The 24,516-nt window shown below is 64.0% G+C and carries 22 protein-coding genes and 1 pseudogene; 10 read left to right on the forward strand and 13 right to left on the reverse strand.

Annotated features, from left to right (window positions below):
- Positions 1 to 32: 32 nt before the first annotated feature.
- The gene (locus ABH939_RS08060; protein ID WP_003944754.1) at positions 33 to 833 is read right to left on the reverse strand and encodes an electron transfer flavoprotein subunit beta/FixA family protein; all 801 of its coding nucleotides are present in this window, start codon (positions 831 to 833) and stop codon (positions 33 to 35) included.
- A 271-nt stretch (positions 834 to 1,104) separates the two neighbouring features.
- On the opposite strand from ABH939_RS08060, the gene ABH939_RS08065 reads away from it, so the two are divergent.
- The 3 genes from ABH939_RS08065 to ABH939_RS08075 are packed head-to-tail and all read left to right on the forward strand — an operon-like array spanning position 1,105 to position 4,681.
- Positions 1,105 to 1,884: a bifunctional 2-polyprenyl-6-hydroxyphenol methylase/3-demethylubiquinol 3-O-methyltransferase UbiG gene (locus tag ABH939_RS08065; RefSeq protein ID WP_042451468.1), complete on the forward strand. Its 780-nt coding sequence runs from the start codon at positions 1,105 to 1,107 to the stop codon at positions 1,882 to 1,884.
- A 29-nt stretch (positions 1,885 to 1,913) separates the two neighbouring features.
- Entirely contained in the window at positions 1,914 to 3,440 is a 1,527-nt protein-coding gene (locus ABH939_RS08070; RefSeq protein WP_116058165.1) for a glycoside hydrolase family 57 protein, read from the forward strand.
- Positions 3,437 to 4,681, forward strand: coding sequence for a glycosyltransferase family 4 protein (locus ABH939_RS08075; protein WP_003944732.1), 1,245 nt, complete (start codon positions 3,437 to 3,439; stop codon positions 4,679 to 4,681). The genes ABH939_RS08070 and ABH939_RS08075 overlap by 4 nt, the downstream gene beginning before the upstream one ends.
- 10 nt (positions 4,682 to 4,691) lie before the next feature.
- Here the strand turns inward: ABH939_RS08075 and ABH939_RS08080 are convergent, their stop codons facing one another.
- The gene (locus ABH939_RS08080) at positions 4,692 to 5,327 is read right to left on the reverse strand and encodes a maleylpyruvate isomerase family mycothiol-dependent enzyme (RefSeq protein ID WP_065455553.1); all 636 of its coding nucleotides are present in this window, start codon (positions 5,325 to 5,327) and stop codon (positions 4,692 to 4,694) included.
- A gap of 97 nt (positions 5,328 to 5,424) precedes the next feature.
- Positions 5,425 to 6,189 (reverse strand): acyltransferase, encoded by a 765-nt coding sequence (locus ABH939_RS08085; RefSeq protein WP_003944741.1) that lies wholly within the window; start codon positions 6,187 to 6,189, stop codon positions 5,425 to 5,427.
- Between the two features lie 137 nt (positions 6,190 to 6,326).
- Between ABH939_RS08085 and ABH939_RS08090 the strand changes: the two genes are divergently transcribed.
- Positions 6,327 to 7,634 carry a PQQ-binding-like beta-propeller repeat protein gene (locus tag ABH939_RS08090; RefSeq protein WP_116056879.1) on the forward strand — a complete coding sequence of 436 codons (1,308 nt, stop codon included), beginning with the start codon at positions 6,327 to 6,329 and terminating at the stop codon, positions 7,632 to 7,634.
- Between the two features lies 1 nt (position 7,635).
- Here the strand turns inward: ABH939_RS08090 and ABH939_RS08095 are convergent, their stop codons facing one another.
- The 5 genes from ABH939_RS08095 to ABH939_RS08115 are packed head-to-tail and all read right to left on the reverse strand — an operon-like array spanning position 7,636 to position 12,351.
- Positions 7,636 to 8,793: a class I SAM-dependent methyltransferase gene (locus ABH939_RS08095; RefSeq protein WP_404649540.1), complete on the reverse strand. Its 1,158-nt coding sequence runs from the start codon at positions 8,791 to 8,793 to the stop codon at positions 7,636 to 7,638.
- Between the two features lies 1 nt (position 8,794).
- Positions 8,795 to 9,811, reverse strand: a complete 1,017-nt coding sequence (locus ABH939_RS08100; RefSeq protein WP_003944733.1) for a class I SAM-dependent methyltransferase — start codon at positions 9,809 to 9,811, stop codon at positions 8,795 to 8,797.
- A 53-nt stretch (positions 9,812 to 9,864) separates the two neighbouring features.
- Positions 9,865 to 10,644, reverse strand: coding sequence for an enoyl-CoA hydratase/isomerase family protein (locus tag ABH939_RS08105; protein WP_003944701.1), 780 nt, complete (start codon positions 10,642 to 10,644; stop codon positions 9,865 to 9,867).
- Between the two features lie 10 nt (positions 10,645 to 10,654).
- Positions 10,655 to 11,473 carry an NUDIX domain-containing protein gene (locus ABH939_RS08110; protein WP_063316596.1) on the reverse strand — a complete coding sequence of 273 codons (819 nt, stop codon included), beginning with the start codon at positions 11,471 to 11,473 and terminating at the stop codon, positions 10,655 to 10,657.
- Positions 11,474 to 11,529: 56 nt separating this feature from the next.
- The gene (locus ABH939_RS08115) at positions 11,530 to 12,351 is read right to left on the reverse strand and encodes an ABC transporter ATP-binding protein (RefSeq protein WP_003944728.1); all 822 of its coding nucleotides are present in this window, start codon (positions 12,349 to 12,351) and stop codon (positions 11,530 to 11,532) included.
- 51 nt (positions 12,352 to 12,402) lie between these two features.
- On the opposite strand from ABH939_RS08115, the pseudogene glgX reads away from it, so the two are divergent.
- A pseudogene (glgX, locus tag ABH939_RS08120) lies at positions 12,403 to 14,445 on the forward strand (glycogen debranching protein GlgX); the annotation flags it as partial.
- Here the strand turns inward: glgX and ABH939_RS08125 are convergent.
- From ABH939_RS08125 to ctaD, 4 genes are all read right to left on the reverse strand, one after another.
- On the reverse strand, positions 14,358 to 15,152 hold the full coding sequence (locus ABH939_RS08125) for a YitT family protein (protein ID WP_242692410.1): 795 nt from the start codon (positions 15,150 to 15,152) through the stop codon (positions 14,358 to 14,360). The pseudogene glgX and the gene ABH939_RS08125 overlap by 88 nt on opposite strands.
- Before the next feature lie 37 nt (positions 15,153 to 15,189).
- Positions 15,190 to 15,975, reverse strand: coding sequence for a peptidyl-tRNA hydrolase (locus tag ABH939_RS08130; protein WP_063836273.1), 786 nt, complete (start codon positions 15,973 to 15,975; stop codon positions 15,190 to 15,192).
- Positions 15,972 to 17,192 carry a phosphoserine phosphatase SerB gene (gene serB / locus ABH939_RS08135; protein WP_003944761.1) on the reverse strand — a complete coding sequence of 407 codons (1,221 nt, stop codon included), beginning with the start codon at positions 17,190 to 17,192 and terminating at the stop codon, positions 15,972 to 15,974. Before serB ends, ABH939_RS08130 begins: the two co-directional genes overlap by 4 nt.
- 116 nt (positions 17,193 to 17,308) lie before the next feature.
- Positions 17,309 to 19,099 (reverse strand): cytochrome c oxidase subunit I, encoded by a 1,791-nt coding sequence (gene ctaD, locus ABH939_RS08140; protein WP_020907234.1) that lies wholly within the window; start codon positions 19,097 to 19,099, stop codon positions 17,309 to 17,311.
- A gap of 350 nt (positions 19,100 to 19,449) precedes the next feature.
- Here ctaD and ABH939_RS08145 point away from each other — a divergent pair, with 350 nt between their 5' ends.
- From ABH939_RS08145 to ABH939_RS08155, 3 genes are all read left to right on the forward strand, one after another.
- Entirely contained in the window at positions 19,450 to 20,445 is a 996-nt protein-coding gene (locus ABH939_RS08145) for an ABC transporter substrate-binding protein (RefSeq protein WP_404649541.1), read from the forward strand.
- 49 nt (positions 20,446 to 20,494) lie between these two features.
- A complete protein-coding gene (locus ABH939_RS08150) occupies positions 20,495 to 21,589 on the forward strand; it encodes an iron-siderophore ABC transporter substrate-binding protein (RefSeq protein WP_116056881.1) in 1,095 nt (364 codons plus the stop codon).
- A gap of 66 nt (positions 21,590 to 21,655) precedes the next feature.
- Positions 21,656 to 22,129 (forward strand): NUDIX domain-containing protein, encoded by a 474-nt coding sequence (locus tag ABH939_RS08155; RefSeq protein ID WP_007736052.1) that lies wholly within the window; start codon positions 21,656 to 21,658, stop codon positions 22,127 to 22,129.
- A 73-nt stretch (positions 22,130 to 22,202) separates the two neighbouring features.
- On the opposite strand, the gene nrdF is transcribed toward ABH939_RS08155, so the two are convergent.
- The gene (nrdF, locus tag ABH939_RS08160) at positions 22,203 to 23,168 is read right to left on the reverse strand and encodes a class 1b ribonucleoside-diphosphate reductase subunit beta (RefSeq protein WP_003944744.1); all 966 of its coding nucleotides are present in this window, start codon (positions 23,166 to 23,168) and stop codon (positions 22,203 to 22,205) included.
- 170 nt (positions 23,169 to 23,338) lie between these two features.
- Here nrdF and ABH939_RS08165 point away from each other — a divergent pair, with 170 nt between their 5' ends.
- Both ABH939_RS08165 and ABH939_RS08170 read left to right on the forward strand, forming a co-directional pair.
- Positions 23,339 to 24,256 (forward strand): SPFH domain-containing protein, encoded by a 918-nt coding sequence (locus ABH939_RS08165; RefSeq protein ID WP_003944699.1) that lies wholly within the window; start codon positions 23,339 to 23,341, stop codon positions 24,254 to 24,256.
- A 12-nt stretch (positions 24,257 to 24,268) separates the two neighbouring features.
- A complete protein-coding gene (locus tag ABH939_RS08170; protein WP_003944723.1) occupies positions 24,269 to 24,481 on the forward strand; it encodes a hypothetical protein in 213 nt (70 codons plus the stop codon).
- Positions 24,482 to 24,516: the final 35 nt, after the last annotated feature.

Here is a 24,516-nt window from a genome sequence, read left to right on the forward strand (position 1 = left end):
AGTTCTTCTGCTGGATGTCTAGAAGGGCGCGATCAGATGACCTTGTTGCTGACGAGGTACGCGGCAATCTTGGTGCCACCGTCTCCCTCGTCGACGATGCGCTCACCAGCGGTACGGGGGGGCTTGGGGGTGGAGGACGTCACGGTGGTGCCGGCGTTGGCAACTCCGACGGTCTCCGGGTCGACTCCGAGGTCGGCCAGCGTGTAGACGAGAACTTCCTTCTTCTTCGCGGCCATGATGCCCTTGAAGGACGGGAAGCGCGGCTCGTTGATCTTCTCGGTGACCGAGACGATCGCGGGCAGCGAAGCCTCGAGGCCGAAGACGCCCTCGTCGGTCTCGCGCTCACCGGTGATCTTGCCGTCGGCGACGACGACCTTGCGCAGCTGCGTGAGCTGCGGGATGCCCAGGTACTCGGCGATGATGGCCGGAACAGCGCCGACGCGGCCGTCGGTGGCCTCGTTGCCGGCGATGATCAGGTCGGCAGGCTCGTCGTTCTCGAAGGTGATCTGTCCGAGAGCAGCAGCGAGCGTCCATGCGGTCTGGATCGCGTCGGAGCCGTGCAGTGCCGGGTCGTTGATGTGGACGGCCTTGTCGGCGCCCATCGAGAGAGCCTTGCGGATAGCGTCGGTGGCGCGGTCGGGACCTGCGGACAGCACCGTTACCTCACCGCCCTGAGCTTCCTTGATGAGGAGTGCTTCTTCGACGGAGCGCTCGTTGATCTCGTCGAGGACTGCGTCGGCGGCTTCACGGTCAAGCGTGTAGTCGCCGTCGGTCAGCTTGCGCTCGGACCATGTGTCGGGGACCTGCTTGATCAAAACAACGATATTCGTCATGGGTCTTCGTCGACCTCCTGTGTGTAATTCACCTGATAAATCGTCTGTGGTGCTCGCGCAGTCCGAGCGTCCGAAAAGAGAGTCCGACAGGTCTCCCTACGGGCGAATTTCTCGGTTCACGTCGGCTGTGCGTTAGATTACCCCACGTTAAGTTACCGGTGGGTAACTTAACGTGGAACCTCGTCCACCATAACGGCACGAACAGGAATTGACAGCAGTGATCTGGACCACGGCGAACACGTTCTACTCGGATGGCACTAATCTCGCACGGGTGAGTGAAACGAGTGTCAGCAACCACGAGGACGCACCCCTGCCCTTGACGGGCGAACGAACCGTGCCAGGAATCCCCGAGGAGAACTACTGGTTCCGACGCCACGAAGTGGTGTACCGCGCACTTCTGGAGCGCTGCACGGACCGCCGAGTCCTCGAGGCCGGTTCCGGAGAAGGCTACGGCGCCAACATGATTGCGGACGTCGCAACAAAGGTTACCGGCCTCGACTACGACATCTCCGCGGTCGAGCACGTCCGTGCCCGCTACCCCCGCGTCGAGATGCTCCACGGCAACCTCGCCGAGCTTCCACTGGCGGACAACTCGGTTGACGTCGTCGTCAATTTCCAGGTGATCGAGCACCTGTGGGATCAGGGTCAGTTCCTACGCGAATGCTTCCGAGTTCTCGCTCCCGGCGGTGAACTTCTGATCAGCACCCCCAACCGGATCACCTTCTCCCCCGGCCGCGACACGCCGCTCAACCCTTTCCACACTCGTGAGCTCAACGCCTCCGAAATGACCGAATTGCTCGAAGACGCCGGATTCCGCGTTCAGTTGATGACCGGCGTCCATCACGGTTCGCGCCTGAAGGAACTCGACGCCAAGCACGGCGGATCGTTCATCAATGCGCAGATCGACCGCGCGTTGGCCGGCGAGCCCTGGCCGGAAGATCTCACCCGCGACGTCGAGGGCATCACCGTCGACGACTTCAGCATCAGCGAACCCGACATCGACGACAGCCTCGACCTCGTCGCTATTGCCGTGAAGGAAACCGGCGAGTGAGTAACGCAACACCCGTCACCGAACCGGGGATGTTCGCCCTGGTTCTGCACTCCCATCTGCCGTGGCTCGCCAACCACGGCAGATGGCCAGTCGGCGAGGAATGGATCTACCAGTCCTGGGCTGCGTCGTACATTCCGCTCGCCGCCGCGCTACGTCGCCTGGCCGACGAGGGCCGATCGCACCTGCTGACGCTGGGAATCACGCCGGTGCTCGCGGCCCAGTTGGACGATCCCCACTGCCTCGCCGGGATGCATCACTGGCTCGGCAACTGGCAAATCCGCGCCCACGAGGCTGCCGGCATGCCGGACGCGGCGCACCGCGAACTCGGCGCGCGCGAGCACCGGGCCTCAGCTGCCGCTCTCGCAGATTTCGAGACTCACTGGCAGCACGGCGCCTCACCAGTGTTCCGCGACCTCATCGATCGCGAGGCCTTCGAGCTTCTCGGCGGGCCGCTGGCTCACCCGTTCCAACCGCTGCTCGATCCTCGCTTGCGGGCGTTCTCCCTCCGCGAAGGTCTCGCCGACGCGCATGCCCGGTGGAATCACACTCCGACCGGGATCTGGGGACCTGAGTGCGGGTACACCCCGGGCATGGAGCGCGGGTACGCCGAAGCGGGCGTCACCCACTTCATGGTCGACGGCCCCGCCTTGCGCGGCGACACATCCCTCGGCCGCCCGGTTCGAGAATCCGACGTGGTTGCATTCGGCCGCGACCTACAGGTCAGCTACCGCGTCTGGTCCCCCAAATCCGGATATCCGGGACACGCTGCTTACCGCGACTTCCACACCTACGACCACGAGACGGGCCTCAAGCCGTCGCGGGTCACCGGACGGACCGTCGACTCCGCCGACAAGTTGCCGTACGACCCCGAACTCGCCGCCGCCGCCGTCGACAAGCATGTCGCCGACTTCGTCGAAACCGTTCGGGCGCGTCTGCGCAGTGAATCCACCCGCATCGGCCGCGACGCCCTGGTGGTCGCAGCTTTCGACACCGAACTGTTCGGGCACTGGTGGCACGAAGGTCCGCAGTGGCTCGAAAAACTCCTGCGCGCGCTTCCCGAGGCCGGAATTCGCGTCGGCACCCTCGCCGACGCCAAGGCATCGGGATACGTCGGCGAACCCGTTCAACTCGAGGATTCGTCCTGGGGATCGGGTAAGGACTGGCGTGTCTGGGCTGGCGATCAGGTGTCCGACCTGGTGCAACTGAACTCCGAAGTGGTGGAGACCGCGCTCGGCACCGTGGACAAGTCTCGCGGACGCGACAACGCACCCGGACGACCGGAACTGCGAAACCGGGTCAACGATCAGGTACTTCGCGAGACACTGATGACAGTTTCGAGCGATTGGGCATTCATGGTGAGCAAGGATTCGGCCGCGGGGTACGCCCGCGAACGCGCACACAAGCACGCCCACGCGACCAGGGAAATCTCCGAAGCGCTCGTTTCCGGCCGCGATGCCGTCGCCGAGCGACTCGCCGAAGGCTGGAATCGCGCCGACGGGTTGTTCCCGGGACTGGATGCTCGCCGTCTACCTGACACAGAACTGAGTCCGTCGTGAAAATTCTCATCGTCTCGTGGGAGTACCCACCGGTCGTCGTCGGCGGCCTCGGCCGACACGTCCACCATCTCGCCACCGAGTTGGCGGCTGCAGGCCACGAGGTCGTTGTTCTCTCGCGTCGCCCCTCCGGCACGGATGCGTCGACGCACCCGACGATCACGCACATTTCCGAGGGCGTCCTTGTCGTCGCAGTGGCCGAGGACCCCGCGCACTTCGTCTTCGGCGAGGACATGCTCGCGTGGACCCTCGCGATGGGTCACGCGATGGTCCGTGCCGGGATGGCGCTGCACAAGCCAGGAGTGGGCGAGGGCTGGCAGCCCGACGTCGTGCACGCGCACGACTGGCTGGTCGCACATCCGGCGATCGCCCTGGCCGAATTCTATGACGTCCCACTGGTTTCCACACTTCACGCCACCGAGGCGGGTCGCCACAGCGGCTGGATCTCCGGACGCATCAACCGCCAGGTCCACTCCGTCGAGTGGTGGCTGGCAAACGAATCCGACTCTCTCATAACTTGTTCGGCGTCCATGCAGGAAGAAGTGACCGAGCTCTACGGCCCGACGCTGCCGCCGATCACCGTCATCCGCAACGGAATCGACGTGACCACGTGGAACTTTCGCGAACGTGGACCGCGATCCGGACCGCCGAAACTCCTCTTCGTCGGCCGCCTGGAATACGAGAAGGGCGTGCAGGACGCCATCGCAGCACTCCCCCGAATCCGTCGTAGCCACCCCGGCACGACCCTCGCGATCGCGGGCGAAGGCACCCAGTTCACCTGGCTCTACCAACAGGCACGCACGCATCGCGTCGCGCGGGCGGTGGACTTTCTCGGCAACCTCGATCACACGGAACTGCTCAGCTGGCTGCACGGAGCGGACGCCATCGTCCTGCCGTCGCGCTACGAGCCGTTCGGAATCATCGCCCTCGAAGCGGCGGCGGCCGGCACTCCGCTGATCACGTCCACCGCAGGCGGACTGGGCGAAGCCGTCGTCGACGGGGTGACGGGGATGTCCTTCCAACCGGGCGACATCGCCGGGCTCACCTCGGCTGTCCGCGAGGTACTCGACGATCCCGCCGGGGCGCAGGAACGGGCAGTGGCCGCCCGCGCACGCCTGACATCGGACTTCGACTGGCATCAGGTCGCCGAGGAGACTGCTCACGTCTACGCGGGCGCGAAGCGTCGGGTGCGGCAGCCGTTGGCACGGCCACAGATTCCCGAGCGGCCGCTCCCTGGTCGCTGACGCGCTGACCTCAGCGGGTCGGGAGGGGCGCGGTGAAACGAGAACTCGCATCCCCGAGCAGATGGCCTGGTGGCATCATCCGGCCGCACAGCACGAGCAGGAGATCCTGCGCCGCCCCGTGAACCTCGGCGCCGGCACCGTACGTCCAGTCTCGGTCGTCGGCGCGCAGCCGAGCGCCGTCGAGGTCCGTCCCGAAATACTTCAGGGTTTTGGGCGAGAGTCCGCTGAGCACGCGAGTGAGCCGGTCTTCGGGCACCACGTAGTCGTCGCCGAGTGCCACGCGAATGTCCTGACCGTGGATCACGTCGTGCGAGAGCGCACCCTCGAAGCCGCCGCCTGGAGGCTTCCACGGGTGTGCAACGTTGTCGCGAAGCGAGGCAAGCAGTTGTCGCTCACCGACTTCGGACGCATCGGCGAGCGCTCGCCGGTTCGACATCTTGTTGAAGTTTCCGCGTGACTTGACCATTTCCACGACGAATCGCGGCGCCGAGTATCGGTAGGGCATGGTGATGTGCGCGATCACTTCGCGGACCCGCCACCCCTCGCACAGGGTCGGCGCGTTCCACTGCTCCGTGCTCAGGCCTTCGAGAAATCCCACCAGTTCGCGGCGCTGCGCCACGACCCATTCGGGTGTCTGTTCGCTCATGTCGGCACTCCTTTCACCGGCGCAGACTTTCGGCGCCGATACCGATACAGACCGGTTGCGGCGCCGAAAGTAATCGCTGGTTCTGCCAAAAAGTGAGCTACGACGTCGACGACGCGTCGGCAGCGTCCGCAGCAGCCTTCTTGCGTGCGATGTCCTCGAGCGCCGCGATGTACTTTGCACGATCGGCAGCGCCGGCTTCCCAATCGGACTTGCGGTTCTTGACCGCCTTCGCGGGCGAGCCGACCGCGATGCTGTAGTCCGGGATGTCTCCCTTGACGACGGCGTGCGCACCGAGGACACAACCGCGTCCGACGCGGGTATTTCGCAGCACGGTGACCTTCGCTGCCACCCACGTGTCCGGGCCGATACGGACGGGGCCCTTGACGATGCCCTGGTCCTTGATCGGTGTGTTGATGTCGTCCATGCGGTGGTCGAAGTCGCAGATGTAGCACCAGTCGGCTACGAGCGTCGACGCACCGATTTCGATGTCGAGGTACGTGTTGACGACGTTGTCCTTGCCGAAGACGACCTTGTCGCCGATGCGCAGCGAGCCTTCGTGGCAGCGGATCGCGTTGCCGTCACCGATGTGCACCCAGCGCCCGATCTCGAGGCGGGACAGGTCGGGGGTGGAATGGATTTCGACGTTCTTGCCGAGGAACACCATGCCGCGCAGGATCACGTGCGGGTTGGCCATCTTGAACTTGGCGAGACGGTAGTACCGCACCAGATACCAGGGTGTGTACGCCTTGTTCGCCAGAACCCATTTGAGGGAATCGACCGTCAAGAACTTGGCCTGATCGCTGTCGCCTCGGCGTGATCCCCGCCATCGAGTGCGCAACGGTGCGCCCCACATGCTCGTCATGAGTGTTCAGCCTACGTGGGGCCGACTCACCGACCCTCGGGGTGTGCCCCGTCACGTTGTCCCGGTCGGGATAGTCTCTGGTCCGGGCTTGTGCAGTTACCGAGGGCTCTTGATCAAGTGAAGGCAGGGAGATTGTGATGCGGCGGGTCCTACGGTCGTCCGTGATGGTGTCGACGGCGATCGCTGCGGCCCTGATCGCCGGTTGCGGCAGCGACGACGGACGGGTGGACCGGTACGCGTCGGCGGGTTGGCCGGCCATGCATGCCGACGCCCGCAACAGCGACACGAGCCCGGTCACCGGATCACGCGATGTCGAGTTCGCATGGTCACGCCCTCTCGGCGGTCCGGTTGCCGCGTACGCCTCGGTGGCCGCGAACGGCCAGAGCTTCGTCACCGCCCGCACCGAGAACGGCTGCAATCTCTTCTCGTTCCAGATGGATACGGGTCGCAAGAAGTGGTGCGCTCGACTCAACGACGGAGTAGTCGCCTCGACGCCCATCGTCGACACTGCCACCAATGTCTACGTCGGCGAGAGCGGCGCGATGATGTCCTTCACCGAGACTGGTCAATTGCGTTGGCGCACGCTCGTTGTGGGCACTCCTCTCTCGTCACAGTTCACCGGCGACGGAAACCTGTTGTTCATCACCCAATTGGGTCAGATCAACGTGCTCAACCCGCAGACCGGCGCAAAAGTGGTTCCGTCGTTCGACCTGATCCCGCCGCCGTCGATCGACCGGGGCGCGAATGCAGAACTCATTCCCGACAACAAGGGTTTGAACGAGTGCTTCCTCGGCACGTCCGGCTGCCCGGTGGCCAATACCCCGGCAGTGGACCTGGGCACCGGCAAGTTCTACTTCACCTTCTACGGACCCAGTTCTCAGGCAGCCGATCTGGTGGCCATGAAGTACACGGGCGGCGACAATCCGTCCATCACCCGCGAGTGGTCCACCGACGCGCTTCCCGGTGGAACGGCGTCGAGCCCGGACCTGTCGAAGGACGGCAAGACCGTCTACGCCACCGACAACAACGGATCTCTCTGGGCAGTGAACGCCGAAACCGGTGACACCAGGTGGAGTTACGACATCGGCTTCAACTCGGCCGGTAGTGCCTCGACGTCCGACGACGGTTTGATCATTCCCGCCGGCGGCGACAAGGGCCACCTCCTTGCCGTGCGCGACGAGGGAGATCACGCCGAACTGGCCTGGGAACGTAAAGACCTTCTGCAACTGGGCGTTCCGGCGCAGACCGCCGGCGACACCGGATACACCGTCGTCCGCGAGGGTGAGGACGGACTGAGCCTGATCACCTTCGACACCGAAACCGGTGAGACGGTGGATCAGGACACGTTGCCGGGAGCAGTCGGCTTCACCGTCGGCACCTCGATCGGCCCCAAGGGCGAAGTGTTGACGCCCAGCGCAATCGGTGAGCTGTTCGTCTTCAAGTGAGCTAGCGGGACGCCTCACAGATGAAGGCCGACGCCGATCGTCCGATCCGCACGATCACGACGCTCAGTGCACGCGAGCCCTTGAGCTTGAGCCGTGGACGCAGCACTGCCGGGTCCACGTCGACTCCTCGCACCAGGATTTCGGCCACACCGCAGTCCCGCTTGGACAGTGTCTGTTTGAGCAGTTTCTCGGAGTACTTGATCTGCTCGAGGATCCGGAATCCGCGAACTCCCTCAGGGACGCTGTCACCGGTCAGATAAGCGATGCGTGGATCGAGCTGCCAGAGGCCGTGTCTGGCCGCGTAGTGGCGCACGAGGCCCGCGCGTACCACCGCTCGGTCCGGGTCGATGATCCACTCCCCCGGCGCTTGCTCCGGAATCACGTCGTCCTCGGCGTCGGTGATCGCCCATCCGCTCCCGTCGGAGCGAAGGACCGAAGCTCGGCGCGTGACGCCGGACTCGGCCAGTCCCGTCGACCACAGGCAGGCTTCCTTGACGCCGCCGTCGAGTGAGACGACCTCGACTTCCCCGTCCCAGCCCAGATTGTCGAAATCGAGTCCCGGAGCGCACTTCACCGCGAGATCACGGCCGGAGTACGCCTCGATGAGGTCCGGCAACGGTGGCATCAACGCTGCCGGATCGTGAGTGCGGCGACCGCCCGATCGCCGTGCGGGGTCTGCCAGCACGACGGTCTCGCGTGTCGTCGGGCGGAGCGCGTCGGCCCGCAGCAACGCTGCGCTCGGCACATTGCGCTGTGCCATCGCCAGGCGAACGGAATCGATGTCGCTGCCGATCACGCGATGCGCAATTCCGGTCAAGGCATGCAGTTCGGCGCCGATGGAGCACGTCACGTCGTGGACGTCGCGCCCGATCAGACGCTGCGCGCGGTGGGCCGCGACAACGCCGGGAGTGGCTTGTTGCATCGCGTCGTCCGTGAACAACCATTGCTCACTGCCCGGCAGTTTGGCGGCGGCTTTACGTCGAAGCAGGACGGTGTCCACGAGCGCAGGCATGTGATCACCGAAACGCGTACGCGCCCGGCCGATGTCGGCCAGATGCGTACGCGTGGACAGTTCGAGCTGATCCACCTCGGCCAAGGCAGCTACGCCGGAATCACTTCCGAGATAGTCGACGTCGCCGAGGGTGAAGTCATAACCCAATTCAGTTGCCGGGCTTCACGCCGGTGATCATGACGTTGTAGAAGAATCCGCGAGGAACGACGTGGCGGAGCACCTTCTCGTCGACCCAGCTGAGTGTCTTCCAACCACCGAAAGCGAAACGCCCCCAGCCCCAACCGAGCTTCTCCGGCGGAACAGCCGCTTCGAAAGTACGGACAGGCCAGCCGAGAAGCGCCGCGGCGAATTCCTCGGTGGCAGCGTGGACCTGATCGGCGCCCGCAGACTTCGCCATGTTCTCGAGGTCGGTGGGGTCGAACGTGTGGATGTCGACGACAGCCTCGAGAGCTGCTGCACGAGAAGACTCGTCGAGTTCCTCTTGCGGGCGACGCCAGTCTGCGAGGAACGGCAGCTTGGTCACGCGCGTGGTTGCTTCCCACGTCGCGCGGCCGAGCCAGCGAGCGTAGAAGTTGCCGACAGTGGTGGGCTCACCGGCGAAGACGAAACGTCCGCCGGGCTTGAGGACACGAAGGACCTCACGCAGCGACTTCTCGACGTCCGGAATGTGGTGCAGCACGGCGTGGCCGACCACCAGGTCGAAGGTGTTGTCCTCGTACGGAATGGTCTCGGCATCGGCAACACGGCCGTCGACCGGAAGGCCGAGGCTTTCGGCATTGCGCAGTGCGACCTTGACCATGCCGGGCGAGAGGTCGGTGACCGAACCGGTCTTGGCGACTCCACCCTGCATCAGGTTCAGGAGGAAGAATCCGGTGCCGCAACCGAGTTCGAGCGCGCGCTCGTACGGGAGCGGCTGATCGCCCGCGACGGCGTCGAAACGACCACGTGCGTAGTCGATGCAGCGCTCGTCGTACGAGATGGACCACTTGTCGTCGTAGGTTTCGGCTTCCCAGTCGTGGTAGAGCACCTGGGCGAGCTTGGTGTCCTTACGAGCGGCCTCGACCTCTTCGGCCGTGGCGTGCGGCCGCGGCGCGGGGTCGACTACCGAGGTGTCGGTAGCGGCGGGCGGCGTGACGGTTGCGTCGTCATTCGGGCTGGCTGTCATGGCGGCTATCCTACTCGCTGGTAAGAGATGAACAAGTTCTAGTTTAGGGGAGCCTACTCGCCCGTGAACTCGGCCTTGCCCGGACCGTTCGCGATGAACGACTCCATGCCGATCGCCTGATCCTTGGTCGCGAACAATCCGGCGAACAGATGCTGCTCGATCTTGAGCCCGGATTCCAGGTCGGTGTTCAGACCCTCGTCGATGGCTGCCTTGGCAGCAGCCAACGCACGTGACGCTCCCCCGACGAACTGCGAGGCCCATGTCCGGGCCGCGGTGTACACGTCGTCGGGAGCGACGACCTCGTCGACCAAACCGATGGCCAATGCCTCGTCAGCCCCGACGAAACGGCCGGTGAAGACCAGATCCTTGGCCTTGGCCGGACCGATCAGACGAGCCAGACGCTGCGTTCCGCCGCCACCGGGAATGATTCCGAGCAGAATCTCCGGAACTCCGAGCTTGGCATTGTCTCCGACGATCCGGCGATCGGCCGAGAGTGCAACTTCGAGTCCACCGCCGAGTGCGTATCCGGTGATCGCGGCAACGGTCGGCTTCGGGATGGACGCCACGGCGCCGAGTCCGGCCTGCATGCCGCCGATCGCGTCACGGATCTGGCCGTAGTCCATCTCGGCCATTTCCTTGACGTCGGCACCTGCTGCGAAGACTTTCTCGCCGCCGTAGACGATGACGGCCTTGACTGCCTTGTCGACGGTCGCAGCGTGTGCGGCAGCAGCCAACTCGTCCTGAACCTGACGGTTCAGAGCGTTCATGGGCGGACGCGCCAGACGGATGGTGCCGATGCCTTCGGAAACCTCGAGAGTCACAAATTCAGCCATGGTCGAGAGGTTACTTTGCCGCCTTGACCGACCACGGATGCGGCCCGGCGACGTAGTAACCATCCTGGTTCGGGAACTCGACGCGCAGCGTTTCCTCGTCGGTGATCAACGTAGGCAGGATGACGGGAATCTCCGGCTCGGCTGCGAGTATCTCCGCCACCGAACTGAACTTGGCCAATTCGGTCAGCTGACTCCACGTCGGCGGCAACAGGATGCTGCCACCCTCCCGCCAGTGCGCCAGCGCGTCTTGCGGGCTCTGCCAACGAACCTCGGCGGCCTCGGAGGTGACGCCGTCCGCGATCTGTCCGGTCGGTGACGCTGCGACGAAGAAGCGCGTGTCGTAGCGGCGGGTCTCGCCCACCGGCGTGATCCAGTTCGCCCACGGCCGCAGCAGATCCGTTCGCAGGACCAGGTACTCCTTCTTCAGGAAATCGCTGAACGACAGCTCGTGCTTTTCGAGAGCTACTCGGTCCTGTGCGTAGCCGGCCGTGTCCGCGACGACGGTGTCCGCGGTCGGTCCGGCGAGTAGGACGCCGCACTCCTCGAAAGTTTCCCGCACCGCAGCCAAGACGAGAGCCTTCGCCCGAGCCACATCCGTGCTGAACCGCTCGGCCCACCATTCGACCGACGGTCCAGCCCACTCGACCTCTGCCGTCGCATCGGACTTGTCGACGCCGCCGCCGGGGAAGACCGTCATGCCCCCGGCAAACGCCATCCCCTGTACTCGTTGAAGCAGGAAGATCTCGATCCCGGATTCGGCATCGCGCACCAAGATGACGGTCGACGCATCCTTGGGCTCGGGGACAGCGTTTGTATTCTCGTTAGCCATGCTTCGCGAACCTACGCGATCTGTGATCTGGGACGCATTTCAGGTCCCACTGAAGCTCACGCGCGATGAGCTCCGGACGGCCTCGCGCGGCGCGCGAAGTATCGGCCGTCCGCCTTGTCGAGGCTGATGGACTGGCTGAATGCCGCGCTCAGATTTTCGGCGGTGATGACGTCGTCCAGAAGCCCCTGGGAAACGACCTCCCCTTCCTTGAGAAGGAGTGCGTGGGTGAATCCCGGCGGGATTTCCTCGACGTGATGGGTGATCAGGACGGTTGCCGGGGCGTCCGGATCGGCAGCCAGTTCGGCGAGTCTGGCCACAAGTTCCTCACGGCCACCGAGGTCGAGCCCGGCGGCGGGCTCGTCCAGGAGAAGAAGTTCGGGATCGGTCATCAAGGCTCGCGCGATGAGGACGCGCTTGCGCTCGCCTTCGGAAAGCGTCCCGTACGTCCGATCCGCCAGGTGCTCGGCGCCGAGGCTTTCGAGCATCTCCACAGCGCGCGAGGTGTCCATGGATTCGTACTCCTCGCGCCACCGACCGAGAACGGCGTAGCCCGCCGACACGACGAGGTCGCTGACCTTCTCGTCGCCGGGCACGCGGTTCGCCAACGACGACGAGGACAAACCGATTCGCGGGCGCAACTCGTTGACGTCGACCTTGCCGAGAACTTCGCCAAGGAGGTGGGCAGAACCACTGGTCGGGAAAGTCTCACCGGCCGCGATGCGCAGCAGCGAGGTCTTGCCGGCACCGTTGGGTCCGAGCACCACCCATCGCTCGTCCAGCTCCACTTTCCAGGTGACGGGCCCCACGAGAGTGGACCCTCCCCGACGGATGAGTACGTTGTCGAAATCGATGAGCAGATCTGGATCAGGTAGCGGCACCCGAACATCTTCCCGCACATTCTCCGGCCGTTCACGGCAGGATCATCTTGCGTGTCGCCTCTCATCGAAACTCACACCCCGACGCCCGGGTCTCCGTTCCCACTCGGCGCCAACATCGTGGACTCCGGAACCCAGTTCGCGGTCCACGCCCCGGCCGCGTCGAGCGTCCACATCTGCCTGATCGACCAGGACGGAAACGAAGATCGCGTCGAACTTCGGCAACACACGTACGGAATCTGGCATGGAATCATCTCCGGGATCGGTGCGGGGCAGCGTTACGGAATTCGGGCGTCCGGCCCGTGGAATCCGCGCGCCGGGCTGAGACTTAATCCACACAAGCTGCTCGTCGATCCGTGGGCGCGCCGCATCGAGGGGGATCTCGGTGATCACCGTGCCCTCCTGTCGTACGCCGACGATCCCTTCGGCGACCCGTCGACGGTCGACTCGCTCGGCCACGTGCCGCTGTCCGTGGTGACTCCCGGCCTCGCGCCCGCCGGAGCCCGCCTCGAGACGCCGTGGGAGGAAAGCGTCATCTACGAACTGCATGTGGGCGCGCACACCGCCAGTCATCCAGGAGTACCCGCCGCCCACCGCGGAACGTACCTCGGCCTGACGGCACCGGCCGTGATCGATCACTTCGTCTCACTCGGCGTCACTGCCGTGGAACTGCTTCCCGTACAGGCATTTCTGACCGAACACAGCGTCCGCGAGCGAGGGATGCGCAACCACTGGGGATACTCGACGGCGTCGTACTTCGCCCCGCATCCCGGATACGCGGCAACTCCGGGCGGCGAAGTCACCGAGTTCCGGATCATGGTCGACGCACTACACGCGGCAGGCATCGAGGTCGTCCTCGACGTCGTCTACAACCACACCTGCGAGCAGAGTGTCGACGGAATCAGTGTCAGCTGGCGAGGTTTGGACGGCCCCGGCTATTACCTTCTCGACGGCGACGGCCGCGACATCGACCTGACCGGGTGCGGCAACACGGTCGACGCCTGCTCCCCCATCGCCGTCCGCATGATCACCGACAGCCTCCGCTACTGGGCCACCGAAATGGGTGTCGACGGCTTCCGATTCGATCTTGCGAGCGCGTTGGGTAGGCCGCGCGGCGGCGGCTTCGACCAGCGGGCGTCCATCTTGTCGGCCATCTCCTCCGATCCGGTACTGACTCGGTGCAAGCTCATCGCCGAACCGTGGGATGCCACTGCCGACGGTTACCAGGTCGGAAACTTCGGACTCCAATGGTCGGAATGGAACGACAAGTACCGCAGCACCATTCGCCAGTTCTGGAACGGCGGCTCCAGCGTCCGGAAGGTCGCGTCGCGCCTCGCCGGTTCCGAGGACATCTTTGCCGGCAGCGGCCGTCGCCCATGGGCGTCGATCAACTTCGTCACAGCGCACGACGGGTTCACCGCCGCCGATCTGGTCGCGTACAACCACAAGCACAACGAAGCCAACGGTGAAGACAATCGTGACGGCGCCGATCACAACGATTCGTTCAACCACGGAATCGAAGGCCCGAGCACCGATCCCGAGATTCAGGACGCCAGGGCACGTCATGTACGGGCGCTACTGGCCACGCTCGTGCTGTCGACAGGCACACCGATGCTCACCGCCGGAGACGAGTTCGGCCACAGTCTCGGCGGAAACAACAACGCGTATTGTGTTCCCACACTTGCCTCCCCAGCCGATTCGTGGGCCCTGGACTGGACGGCGGCCGATCAGTCGTTGGTGCAGTTCGTCTCCCGAGCGTTCGGATTACGCCGAACGGCACCGGCGTTGCGTCAGCCCGAATTCTTCGAAGGCAGAAGAAGACTGGAGCACCCGGACCTCGTCTGGTTCGACGCTGCCGGCGTCGAGTTCGACGACACCGCATGGTACGACGAGAGTCACCGAACGCTGCAGGCCTGGATCGACGGAGCCGACGTTCGGTCTCACACTCGAACCGGGCGCCCACTCGGTGACGACAGTTGGCTCCTGATCCTGCATTCCGGTGGACCGGTTCAGGTCACCGTCGGCACTCCGGAATGGTTCGACGGCACCTTGACTGCATCGTTCGATTCGGCGTCACCCACCGGAGAACCTGCCTCCACGGCCGAAGTTCCCGTCGGCACCGAGATTTCGCTGACCGGCCCCACGGTCTTGGCCTTACGTTCCGTGACACGTCCTCCGGTCACCGCTGCTGTCATGGAATCCGGCAGCACCTTGATGAGGAATTGAATGGTCGGTCCGATCCCGAAGGCGTACAACACTGTTCCGACGCCGACGGTTCCACCGAGGAGCCATCCGGTCGTGAGGACCGCGATCTCGATGCTGGTACGCACGAGCCTGACCGACAGACCTGTGCGAGCGACCAGTCCGGTCATCAATCCGTCGCGGGGGCCCGGCCCCATGCCCGCGCCGATGTAGAGAACGCTGGCCAGTCCGTTGAGGAGGATTCCCGCGACCATGATTATGGCTCGAACTGGCATGGAATCAAAGACCGGCAAGAAGGCCAGTGAGGTATCCACCGAGATGGCAATTACAACGACATTGGCGACCGTTCCGAATCCCGGCCGCTGACGGATCGGAATCCAGAGCAGCAATACCACCGCACCGGTAATCGCAGTGATCACGCCGAAACTGAGCGAAACATGCTCGGCCACGCCCTGATGGAACACATCCCAGGGATCCAGACCAAGACCGGCTGTGATCATCATGGCCATCGAGAAGCCGTACAACCACAGACCAACGAACAGCGAGGCGAATCTCCGTATCAACACCCGACCATCTTGATGGCCACTGGACTGTTCATCCATAGCCAAGTTGCCGATACTGGACTGGTCGGTTGCGTCTCTACGGAACCGCGATGACTGTCATGGAGCCTGGTGCCACTTCCGTGAAACCAGCGTCACGAACCGCGACGGCCTCCGACTTCTTCAGCCGAACTACTGCTTCGGCCCACTGTTCCGGGCTCGCGTCGCGCACCGAGCAGCGAAAGTCGTTCTGCGCCCAGGCCCAGCACTGTTTCTCGGACATGGCCGCCGCCAACAACATCGAGGCATGCCCGACCTGTGCCGACGCCTTGCCAACCGTCATCTCGAGCGCCGAGTCGATCCACAGCACCGGAAGACCAGGCTCCGGCGGGCCAGGCTCGTCGTGCTCGAGATCGGTCCCACCGATCTGCAACTTCTTGATTCGCGGGTCCAGTTCTCCGACCGGCCCGGGAACCAGAGCCCGCGCCTGCGCGCCATCCACATCGACGGTGATTCCCGGTACCTCCTGCGCGGCGAGCCACTGCGCTCCTCGCGCTCGACGAGACACCTTCCTAATCCGGGCACCCACCCACGCCGAATAGTCCTCGTGCCAGGGGCCGGGTTCCCCGTCTTCGGTAAACCCGACGCGTTCGTCCAGACACAGAGCCACAGCCGCCGTTGCCGCAGCCTCGAGCAGTGCGGTGCGCTTGGGCGGGTCTGCCTTCGGAATGTGCAGAACGATCGGCATCGCCAACACCAGTGCCGGATCCGCGGGATCGTCTCGCCCTCCGTACCCAGCAGCCAGCACCGCGTGGCGCTCGCGCCAGCGCGAATCGGGGCCGGACATCACAGCTGGATCGGAACTGAATGCTGGATCGGAACTCATGGAATCGGTACGCGTCGCACGCCACCGTCGACGGCGTCCGCAGCCTCGACCTCGTCGCGGGTCACACCGAGAATGAACAGCACAGCATCGAGGAAGGGATGCGACAAAGCAGCGTCCGCGACCTCCCGCAACGCAGGCTTGGCGTTGAACGCCACGCCCAGGCCCGCGGCGTTGAGCATGTCGATGTCGTTGGCACCGTCACCGACGGCGACGGTCTGTTCCATCGGCACACCGACCTGATCGGCGAACTTGCGCAGCGCAACGGCCTTCGCGGCGCGGTCGACGATTTCACCGATCACACGTCCGGTCAGCTTGCCGTCGACGATTTCGAGGGTGTTGGCGTGCACGAAGTCCAGTTCGAGTTCGTGTGCGAGGCCTTCGATGACCTGCCGGAAGCCACCCGACACCACGCCGCAGTGGAATCCGAGACGGCGCAGGGTGCGAATCGTGGTTCGCGCACCCGGCGTCAGTTCGATGCTCTCTGCCACCTCGTCGATGACGGAGGCGTCGAGACCGGCGAGTGTCGCCACACGCTGGTGCAGTGATTCGGTGAAGTCGATCTCGCCGCGCATCGCAGCTTCAGTGACGGCGCGGACCTCGTCCTCGACGCCGGCCTTCGCGGCGAGCATCTCGATGACCTCGCCCTGGACGAGCGTCGAGTCCACGTCGAACACGATCAGACGCTTGGCCCGGCGAGCGAGACCTGCGCGCTCGACCGCGATGTCGACGTTTTCGAGAGCGGCGACCTCGGCGAGTCCGGTGCGCAGCTTCGCGTCGCCGTCCGCCGTATCGGCCGCGCTGACGCTGAGTTCGAGGCCGGTGACCGGATAGTCGGCGACACCACGGATGGAATCGATGTTTGCGCCCTGCTTCGCGAGTTCGCGTGCAACCGATCGCATTGCGCGAGCATTGACCGGGCTACCGAGAACAACGACCGCGTGGGTGGACACCGCGGGCCGTCCGGGATCGGCACCGATTTCGATGTCGACGTTCATTCCGACCGTCGCCATCGCCTGTTCGAGTTCTTCCTGAAGCGCTTCGGGATCGTTCGGGCAGGCAACCATGACACCGAGTGTCAGTCGACCTCGAATCACCACCTGCTCCACGTCGAGTAGACGCACATCGTGCCGCGACAGCGCCGCGAACAGTACCGAGGTGACGCCAGGGCGGTCCGGCCCGGTCACAGTCACCAGAACAGTGGTGTCAGAGGCACCCACCGAAAACTCCGATCGTTTCTTCGTTCGCGTCTTGATCGTCACTATTGTGCCAAGCGAAAGGCCCCACCCGTTACTCGGGCGGGGCCTTCGCTGATTACTTCAGTGTGTTACTTCGCTCAGGAGCGGCTGTCGGTTCCGGGGTCGCCTTCGTCCCCGACCGTGAGCGGCTCGTGACGAGCATCTTCGAGCACGGTGCTGGCGTTCTTCCCGCCGTGGCCGGGGCCGACGTGCGCTTCCGCGCGCATCCGCTCCACCATGTGCGGGTAGTGCAGCTCGAACGCCGGACGCTCGCTACGGATGCGCGGCAACTCGGTGAAGTTGTGACGCGGCGGCGGGCAGGTGGTTGCCCACTCCAGCGAGTTTCCGTAACCCCACGGATCGTCGACGGTGACCACCTCGCCGTAGCGGTAGCTCTTGAAGACGTTCCAGATGAACGGAAGCGTCGAGGCACCGAGTACGAAGGCGAAGATCGTGGACACCGAGTTCAGCACCGTGAACCCGTCCGAGGGCAGGTAGTCGGCGTAACGACGCGGCATACCTTCGGCACCGAGCCAGTGCTGAACGAGGAACGTGCCGTGGAAACCGACGAACGTGGTCCAGAAGTGCCACTTGCCGAGGCGCTCGTCCATCATGCGACCGGTCATCTTCGGGAACCAGAAGTAGATACCGGCGTACGTGGCGAACACGACCGTACCGAAGACCACGTAGTGGAAGTGGGCGACGACGAAGTAGCTGTCCGTGACGTGGAAGTCGAGCGGCGGGCTCGCGAGGATGACACCCGACAGACCACCGAAGAGGAAGGTGATCAGGAAGCCGATCGAGAACAGCATCGGCGATTCGAAGGTCAACTGCCCCTTCCACATCGTGCCGATCCAGTTGAAGATCTTCACACCTGTCGGCACGGCGATCAGGAACGTCATGAACGAGAAGTACGGCAGGAGAACAGCGCCGGTTGCGTACATGTGGTGGGCCCACACTGCGATCGACAGAGCGGCGATGGCCAACGTTGCGTACACCAGGCCGCTGTAGCCGAAGATCGGCTTACGGCTGAAGACCGGGAAGATCTCCGAGACGATGCCGAAGAACGGCAGCGCGATGATGTACACCTCGGGGTGACCGAAGAACCAGAACAGGTGCTGCCACAGGAGCACACCGCCCGTTGCCGGGTCGAAGATGTGCCCACCGAGATGGCGGTCGACGAACAAGCCCATGAATGCAGCGGTCAGCAGCGGGAACGCCAGCAGGATCAGGATGCTGGTGATGAAGATGTTCCAGGTGAAGATCGGCATGCGGAACATGGTCATACCGGGTGCGCGCAGGCAGATCACGGTGGTGACCATGTTGACGCCACCGAGGATGGTGCCGAGGCCGGCGACAGCCAGACCCAGGACCCACAGGTCGGCGCCGACGCCGGGGCTGTGCAGCGCGCTGGTCAGCGGCGTGTAGGCGGTCCAACCGAAGTCTGCTGCGCCACCGGGCGTGACGAATCCGGCCGTCGTGATGATCGCACCGAACAGGTACAGCCAGTAGCTGAACGCGTTCAGGCGCGGGAACGCGACGTCGGGTGCACCGATCTGGAGCGGAAGAATGTAGTTCGCGAAGCCGAAGACGATCGGGGTCGCGTACAGCAGCAGCATGATCGTGCCGTGCATGGTGAACAGCTGGTTGAACTGTTCGTTGGAAAGGAACTGCATGCCGGGTACAGCAAGTTCGGCACGCATCATCAGCGCCATGAGGCCACCGATGAGGAAGAAGGCGATGGAAGTCGCCAAGTACATGATTCCGAGCACCTTGGGATCGGTGGTCGTGATCATCTTGAAAATGAATGAGCCCTTGGGTCCCTGCCGCGGCGGGTAAGGCCTGGCCGGCGCTATCGTGGGGACTGGCTGGGGCGCTACGGCAGTCACTGATCCTCCTGAATGTGCCTTTGGTCGCTCCGCAGACTCCGTCAAAGAGCCCTTGGTTGCGCCCGCAGGGTCCGTCGCCCGGGCTGCGGACAACGGCTTCTGGCTTGCGCTCATCGAATCGTAGACCGTGACTCCGAGGCACCGCGACCCGGTCCTACTCTGCGTCGTACTCGAGCATCCGTTTTTCACGGCACCGAACGAACGACCTGCGGTTTATGTTCCCCCGGGAGTCCGAACCCACTTCCGAATCGGCGTGTCGTGCGCGTCGAAGAATTCGGTCGGTGTCCGTTTTCGGCCAACCCCTCCACTGATAAGGTCACCCTCGCCTAACTCATCTCAGGAGCCAATCAGTGAAATTCTTTCCCCGCCGGGCCGCGCTGGTAGCGGTCGCAGCTTCGATCGCCTTGGTCGTTCCAGCGTGCTCGAGTAACGACGAGCCCGCTGCAAACACCAACTCGACCGAGTCGGGCGCATTTCCCCGTACCGTCGAGCACTTCCGCGGAAGCACCGAAATCCCGGCCGCACCCCAGCGGATCGTCGCGCTCGACAACAGCTTCACCGACGCCGTCCTTCTCCTCGAATCCCCGCTCGTCGGCTACGTCGACTACCGCGAGCCCGGTCTGCCCGACTACCTCGGATCCTCCCGAGAGGAATTCGCCGCGGACGCAGTCTCGGTCGGGACGGTCAGCAGTGCAAGCCTCGAGAAGATCGCCGCACTGCAGCCGGACCTCATCATCTCCGCCGAGGTCCGCGACGGGAAGAACTACGAGCAGCTCTCCGCAATCGCGCCCACCGTCTTCACCCAGACAACCGGTCCGACGTGGAAGGACAACATCCGCGTAGTCGGTCAAGCGCTGGGCAAGGAATCGCTGGCCGAGGCGAAGATCACCGAATACGAAACACGCGCGGCTGCCGTCGGCAAGGAAATCAACGAGAAGGCGAACAACCCGGTCATCTCGGTAGTCCGGTTCGCCGGTGAACCGACCGCACGTCTCTACCGCACCACCTCGTTCAGCGGCATCGTTCTTCAGGACGCCGGATTGAAGCGCCCGGACAACCAGGGACCTGACCCCGCCGATGCCGGCAACATCATGATGAAGATCAGCCCCGAGCTGATCAACGAAGCCGACGCGGACGTCATCTTCATCAGCACCTGGCAGGACGCCGAGGGCAAGAGCGCCGAAGCCGCGAAGCCGTTCCTCGAGAGCCCGCTGTGGCAGACGCTTCGAGGACGCAAGGTCGACGTGGACGATTCACGTTGGATGTCGCCGGTCAGCATCCAGGGCGCCCACATGATCCTCGACGACCTCTCGGACACGTTCGAGGTGGACAAGCAGAACAGCTGAGTCGAACAGCTAACCTGAACGGCGCCCGCTCACACAGGAAGCCGTCGACTTGTCTGTTCTCTCACGCACGTCTGTTCTCTCACGCACGACCGCCTGCACGTCCGTTCGTCGTGTCTCGATCCTGGGGATCGCCGCCACGATGCTCGTCCTCGGTGGTTGCTCGTCCGACTCGTCGGACGATCCGGCGAGCACCATCGTCCGGACCACTACGTCGATCGCCGGTGCCGGCGTGATGGGCATCGAACGCGACACCGCCACCGCGTGCCCGACGCCGACGCAAGCCGACCCGGGAGCGGGCCCCGGGGTGAAGCGTCGAGTCGTACACACTGCGGGTGAAACCGAGGTTCCTTCCGATCCCCAACGGATCGTGGTCCTCGACAGCGTCTCGATGGACGCCGTGTGCGCCCTCGGCCTGTGGGAGCGGGTAGTGGGCGCCGCGACCGGTGTCGACTCACCTCAACCGTCGTACCTGGGTTTCGGCATCTCGGAGATTCCGAGTGTCGGCCCCGTGAGCGCACCTGACGTCAACGCCGTGAAGGCCGCCGCGCCGGACTTGATCCTCGGGTCCAGTCCGGCGTCCGACGGCTTGTACGGGCAACTCGACGCCATCGCCCCCACCGTGTTCGCGGGCTCGGATCCCGTGTACTGGAAAGCGCAGTTCGCCCTCGCCGGCCAGGCACTGGGCCGTTCGTCCGCGGCTGCGACGGAGCTCGACCGCTACCAGCAGGACGTCGTGCAGCTCGGCGACGCATTGAATGCATCGCAGACGCAGGCATCAGTGGTTCGGTTCGGTTCGAAGGACCTGCAGATCGAGGGCCCCGCATCCTTCGCCGGACAGATCCTCAGCGACGTCGGCGTCCGGCGCCCACCGGCGCAGCGATTGACCGATGCGACCACGGCACCGATTCCGGCCGACGATCTCAGCGCCGCCGAAGGGGACTTGATCTACGTCCTCTTCGACGGGCCGAACGGTCGTAGCTACGGCACCGAGGTCATGAAGAGCGACCAGTGGCAGGACCTCGCCGCTGCCACCGACCGACGTGTGTTCGTAGCGGAAGACGACATCTGGAACGGAAACGGGATGACTGCCGCCCGTGCCGTATTGGCGGACTTGAAGGGAACCTTGAACGGATATGCGAGCTGACTGGAACGAACCACAACTCCGACATTCGAAGCGGTTCGCCCCAGCTGTGAAGTTCGGGTTCTGATCATGCCGATCCCCGAATTCATTGTTGCACTGCGCGAGAAGGTCGGTCATGCGCCGCTCTGGCTGTCCGGAGTGAGCGTCGTGATCCGCGACGACGACGGTCGGGTCCTGCTCACCCGCCGCGCCGACAACGGTCAGTGGGCCGTCGTGTCCGGCGTTCTCGAGCCTGGGGAGGAACCGTCGGCGGCGGCGGTGCGCGAGGCGAAGGAAGAAACCGGCGTCGACGCCGAATTGGTTCGGATCACGAGTGTCGATGTCACAGAGCCCATTACGTACCCCAACGGCGACGTGACTCAGTACCTCGACGTGTGTTTCCTGGCCAGGTGGACCGGCGGAGATGCACACGTGGCGGACGACGAAAACCTCGAGGTCGCGTGGTTCGCGCCGAGCGCACTGCCTTCGGACATGACGGAAACCTCTCGTCTGCGCCTCGCAAAAGCGTTGCTGGACAAGCCGGAAGCGTGGTTTCAGCGCTAGCCCGCTCTCAATACACGGCCGAAGCCCGATTCCCGCGTGTGCAGGAGTCGGGCTTCGGCGTGTAGGTCGCTCTCTAGAAATCCCAGTCGTCGTCTTCGGTGTTGACGGCTTTGCCGATGACGTAGGAGCTACCCGAGCCGGAGAAGAAGTCGTGATTCTCGTCCGCATTCGGTGAAAGTGCCGACAGGATAGCCGGATTGACGTCCGTCTCGTCCTTCGGGAAGAGGCCTTCGTAGCCGAGATTGTTGAGCGCCTTGTTGGCGTTGTAGCGCAGGAACTTCTTGACATCCTCGGTCAGACCGACGCCGTCGTAGAGGTCCTGGGTGTAGTCGACCTCGTTCTCGTAGAGCTCGAAGAGCAACTCGAACGTGTAGTTCTTGAGCTCTTCACGCTCGGCCTCGGTGAGCTGTTCGAGGCCCTTCTGGTACTTGTAGCCGATGTAGTACCCGTGCACGGCCTCGTCGCGGATGATGAGGCGGATGAGGTCTGCGGTGTTGGTGAGCTTGGCTCGCGAGGACCAGTACATCGGCAGGTAGAAGCCGGAGTAGAAGAGGAAGCTCTCGAGGAGCGTCGATGCGACCTTGCGCTTGAGCGGCGACTCGCCGTTGTAGTAGTCGAGAACGATCTGCGCCTTGCGCTGCAGGTTGGGGTTCTCCTCCGACCAGCGGAACGCGTCGTCGATGTCGGGGGTGGAGCACAGCGTCGAGAAGATCGAGCTGTAACTCTTCGCGTGCACCGATTCCATGAAGGCGATGTTGGTGTACACCGCTTCTTCGTGGGGAGTGATCGCGTCCGGGATGAGGCTGACGGCGCCGACCGTTCCCTGGATGGTGTCGAGCAGCGTCAGGCCCGTGAAGACGCGCATGGTGAGCTGCTGCTCCTGCGCGGTCAGCGTTCCCCAGGACGGGATGTCGTTGGAGACCGGCACCTTTTCGGGCAGCCAGAAGTTGCTGACGAGGCGATCCCATACCTCGGCGTCCTTCTCGTCCTGGACGCGATTCCAGTTGATGGCGGAAACGCGACTGACCAGCTTGACCATAATTCCTACCTAGCGAGAGAGATACTGCCGAATGTTGGCTTGCCTGAACACTACCCGTTGTGTCGGGTCCGCGATGCCAACACAACAACATGTGTCGCACGCGCCCCTCCACGAGTACAAAAAATGTGATATCAATTAAATATCACTTACCGATGGAAAGCGAGTCTCGCATGACCAGCACACCCACCGTGGCCGAGAAACCGACCGGAGTCGCCACCACAACGATCGCCGAACGCCCAGGCTGGGACCTGTCCGGCAGCTGGATGCTCCTCGGCGGCGTCCTTCTCTTCCTGGCCGGAATCGCGCTGTCCGTCGTTGGCGGAGTTCTGGGACTCTTCGCCCTGATTCCGGTCGGAGTGGTGCTGTTCATCGCGTCACTCCCCCTCCTGATGGGCCTGACCTTGGTGCAACCTAATCAAGCCCGAGTTCTGCAACTTCTCGGAAGCTCGTACAGCGGCACCTTGCGCACGCCGGGACTGCGATGGACAAACCCGCTGACGGTCCGTCGATCGATCTCGACGCGCATCCGAAACCATGAGACCGGTCAGGCGAAAGTGAACGACGCCGACGGCAATCCCATCGAGATCTCGGCGGTGGTCGTCTGGCAGGTGGCCGACACAGCGCTCGCCTCGTTCCAGGTGGACGATTACGAGGAGTTCGTCTCCGTACAGACCGAGGCGGCCGTCCGCCATATCGCCGGTAGCTACCCGTACGACGCCGAAGGCCGAGTCTCGTTGCGCGAGAACGCCGACATCATCACCACCACCTTGTCGGAGGAGGTTCACGCCCGCGTGCGTGCGGCGGGTGTCGAAGTTATCGAGACACGCATCAACCGGCTCTCGTATGCACCCGAAATCGCCAGCGCGATGCTTCGGCGCCAGCAAGCGGGTGCAGTGATAGCCGCCCGCAAGCAAATCGTCGAAGGTGCGGTGTCCATGGTCGACATGGCACTCAAGCAGCTCGAGGAAAAGCACGTCGTCGAACTCGACGAGGAACGCAAGGCCACGATGATCAGTAACCTTCTGGTCGTGCTGTGCGGCGACCGCGACGCACAACCGGTGCTGAACACCGGTTCGCTCTACCAGTAAAGGAAAGGCCACATGGCCACGGATCCAGCTCCGAGATCGGAGCGTAAGAAGATCCTGCTTCGGTTGGATCCTGCGGTGCACGACGCGCTTGCCCGCTGGGCGGCCGACGATCTCCGAAGTACCAACGCCCAGATCGAGTTTCTCCTTCGGCGCGCACTCACCGAACACGGTCGTATGCCGAAGAATGCCGGCAAGATGCACGGTCCCGGCCGTCCGCCGGCCTGATACCCCTGTGCGCCTTTTCGGTAGTAATCACTACC

This window comes from Rhodococcus sp. 27YEA6, assembly GCF_044908235.1.
Taxonomy (GTDB): domain Bacteria; phylum Actinomycetota; class Actinomycetes; order Mycobacteriales; family Mycobacteriaceae; genus Rhodococcus_F; species Rhodococcus_F qingshengii.

Coding starts and splice junctions, on each gene's coding strand:
- ABH939_RS08060 (WP_003944754.1), bottom strand. CDS start 833: ATGACGAATATCGTTGTTTTGATCAAGCAGGTCCCCGACACATGGTCC.
- ABH939_RS08070 (WP_116058165.1), top strand. CDS start 1,914: ATGTTCGCCCTGGTTCTGCACTCCCATCTGCCGTGGCTCGCCAACCAC.
- ABH939_RS08080 (WP_065455553.1), bottom strand. CDS start 5,327: ATGAGCGAACAGACACCCGAATGGGTCGTGGCGCAGCGCCGCGAACTG.
- ABH939_RS08085 (WP_003944741.1), bottom strand. CDS start 6,189: ATGACGAGCATGTGGGGCGCACCGTTGCGCACTCGATGGCGGGGATCA.
- ABH939_RS08090 (WP_116056879.1), top strand. CDS start 6,327: ATGCGGCGGGTCCTACGGTCGTCCGTGATGGTGTCGACGGCGATCGCT.
- ABH939_RS08100 (WP_003944733.1), bottom strand. CDS start 9,811: ATGACAGCCAGCCCGAATGACGACGCAACCGTCACGCCGCCCGCCGCT.
- ABH939_RS08105 (WP_003944701.1), bottom strand. CDS start 10,644: ATGGCTGAATTTGTGACTCTCGAGGTTTCCGAAGGCATCGGCACCATC.
- ABH939_RS08110 (WP_063316596.1), bottom strand. CDS start 11,473: ATGGCTAACGAGAATACAAACGCTGTCCCCGAGCCCAAGGATGCGTCG.
- ABH939_RS08125 (WP_242692410.1), bottom strand. CDS start 15,152: ATGGATGAACAGTCCAGTGGCCATCAAGATGGTCGGGTGTTGATACGG.
- ABH939_RS08130 (WP_063836273.1), bottom strand. CDS start 15,975: ATGAGTTCCGATCCAGCATTCAGTTCCGATCCAGCTGTGATGTCCGGC.
- ABH939_RS08155 (WP_007736052.1), top strand. CDS start 21,656: ATGCCGATCCCCGAATTCATTGTTGCACTGCGCGAGAAGGTCGGTCAT.
- nrdF (WP_003944744.1), bottom strand. CDS start 23,168: ATGGTCAAGCTGGTCAGTCGCGTTTCCGCCATCAACTGGAATCGCGTC.
- ABH939_RS08165 (WP_003944699.1), top strand. CDS start 23,339: ATGACCAGCACACCCACCGTGGCCGAGAAACCGACCGGAGTCGCCACC.
- ABH939_RS08170 (WP_003944723.1), top strand. CDS start 24,269: ATGGCCACGGATCCAGCTCCGAGATCGGAGCGTAAGAAGATCCTGCTT.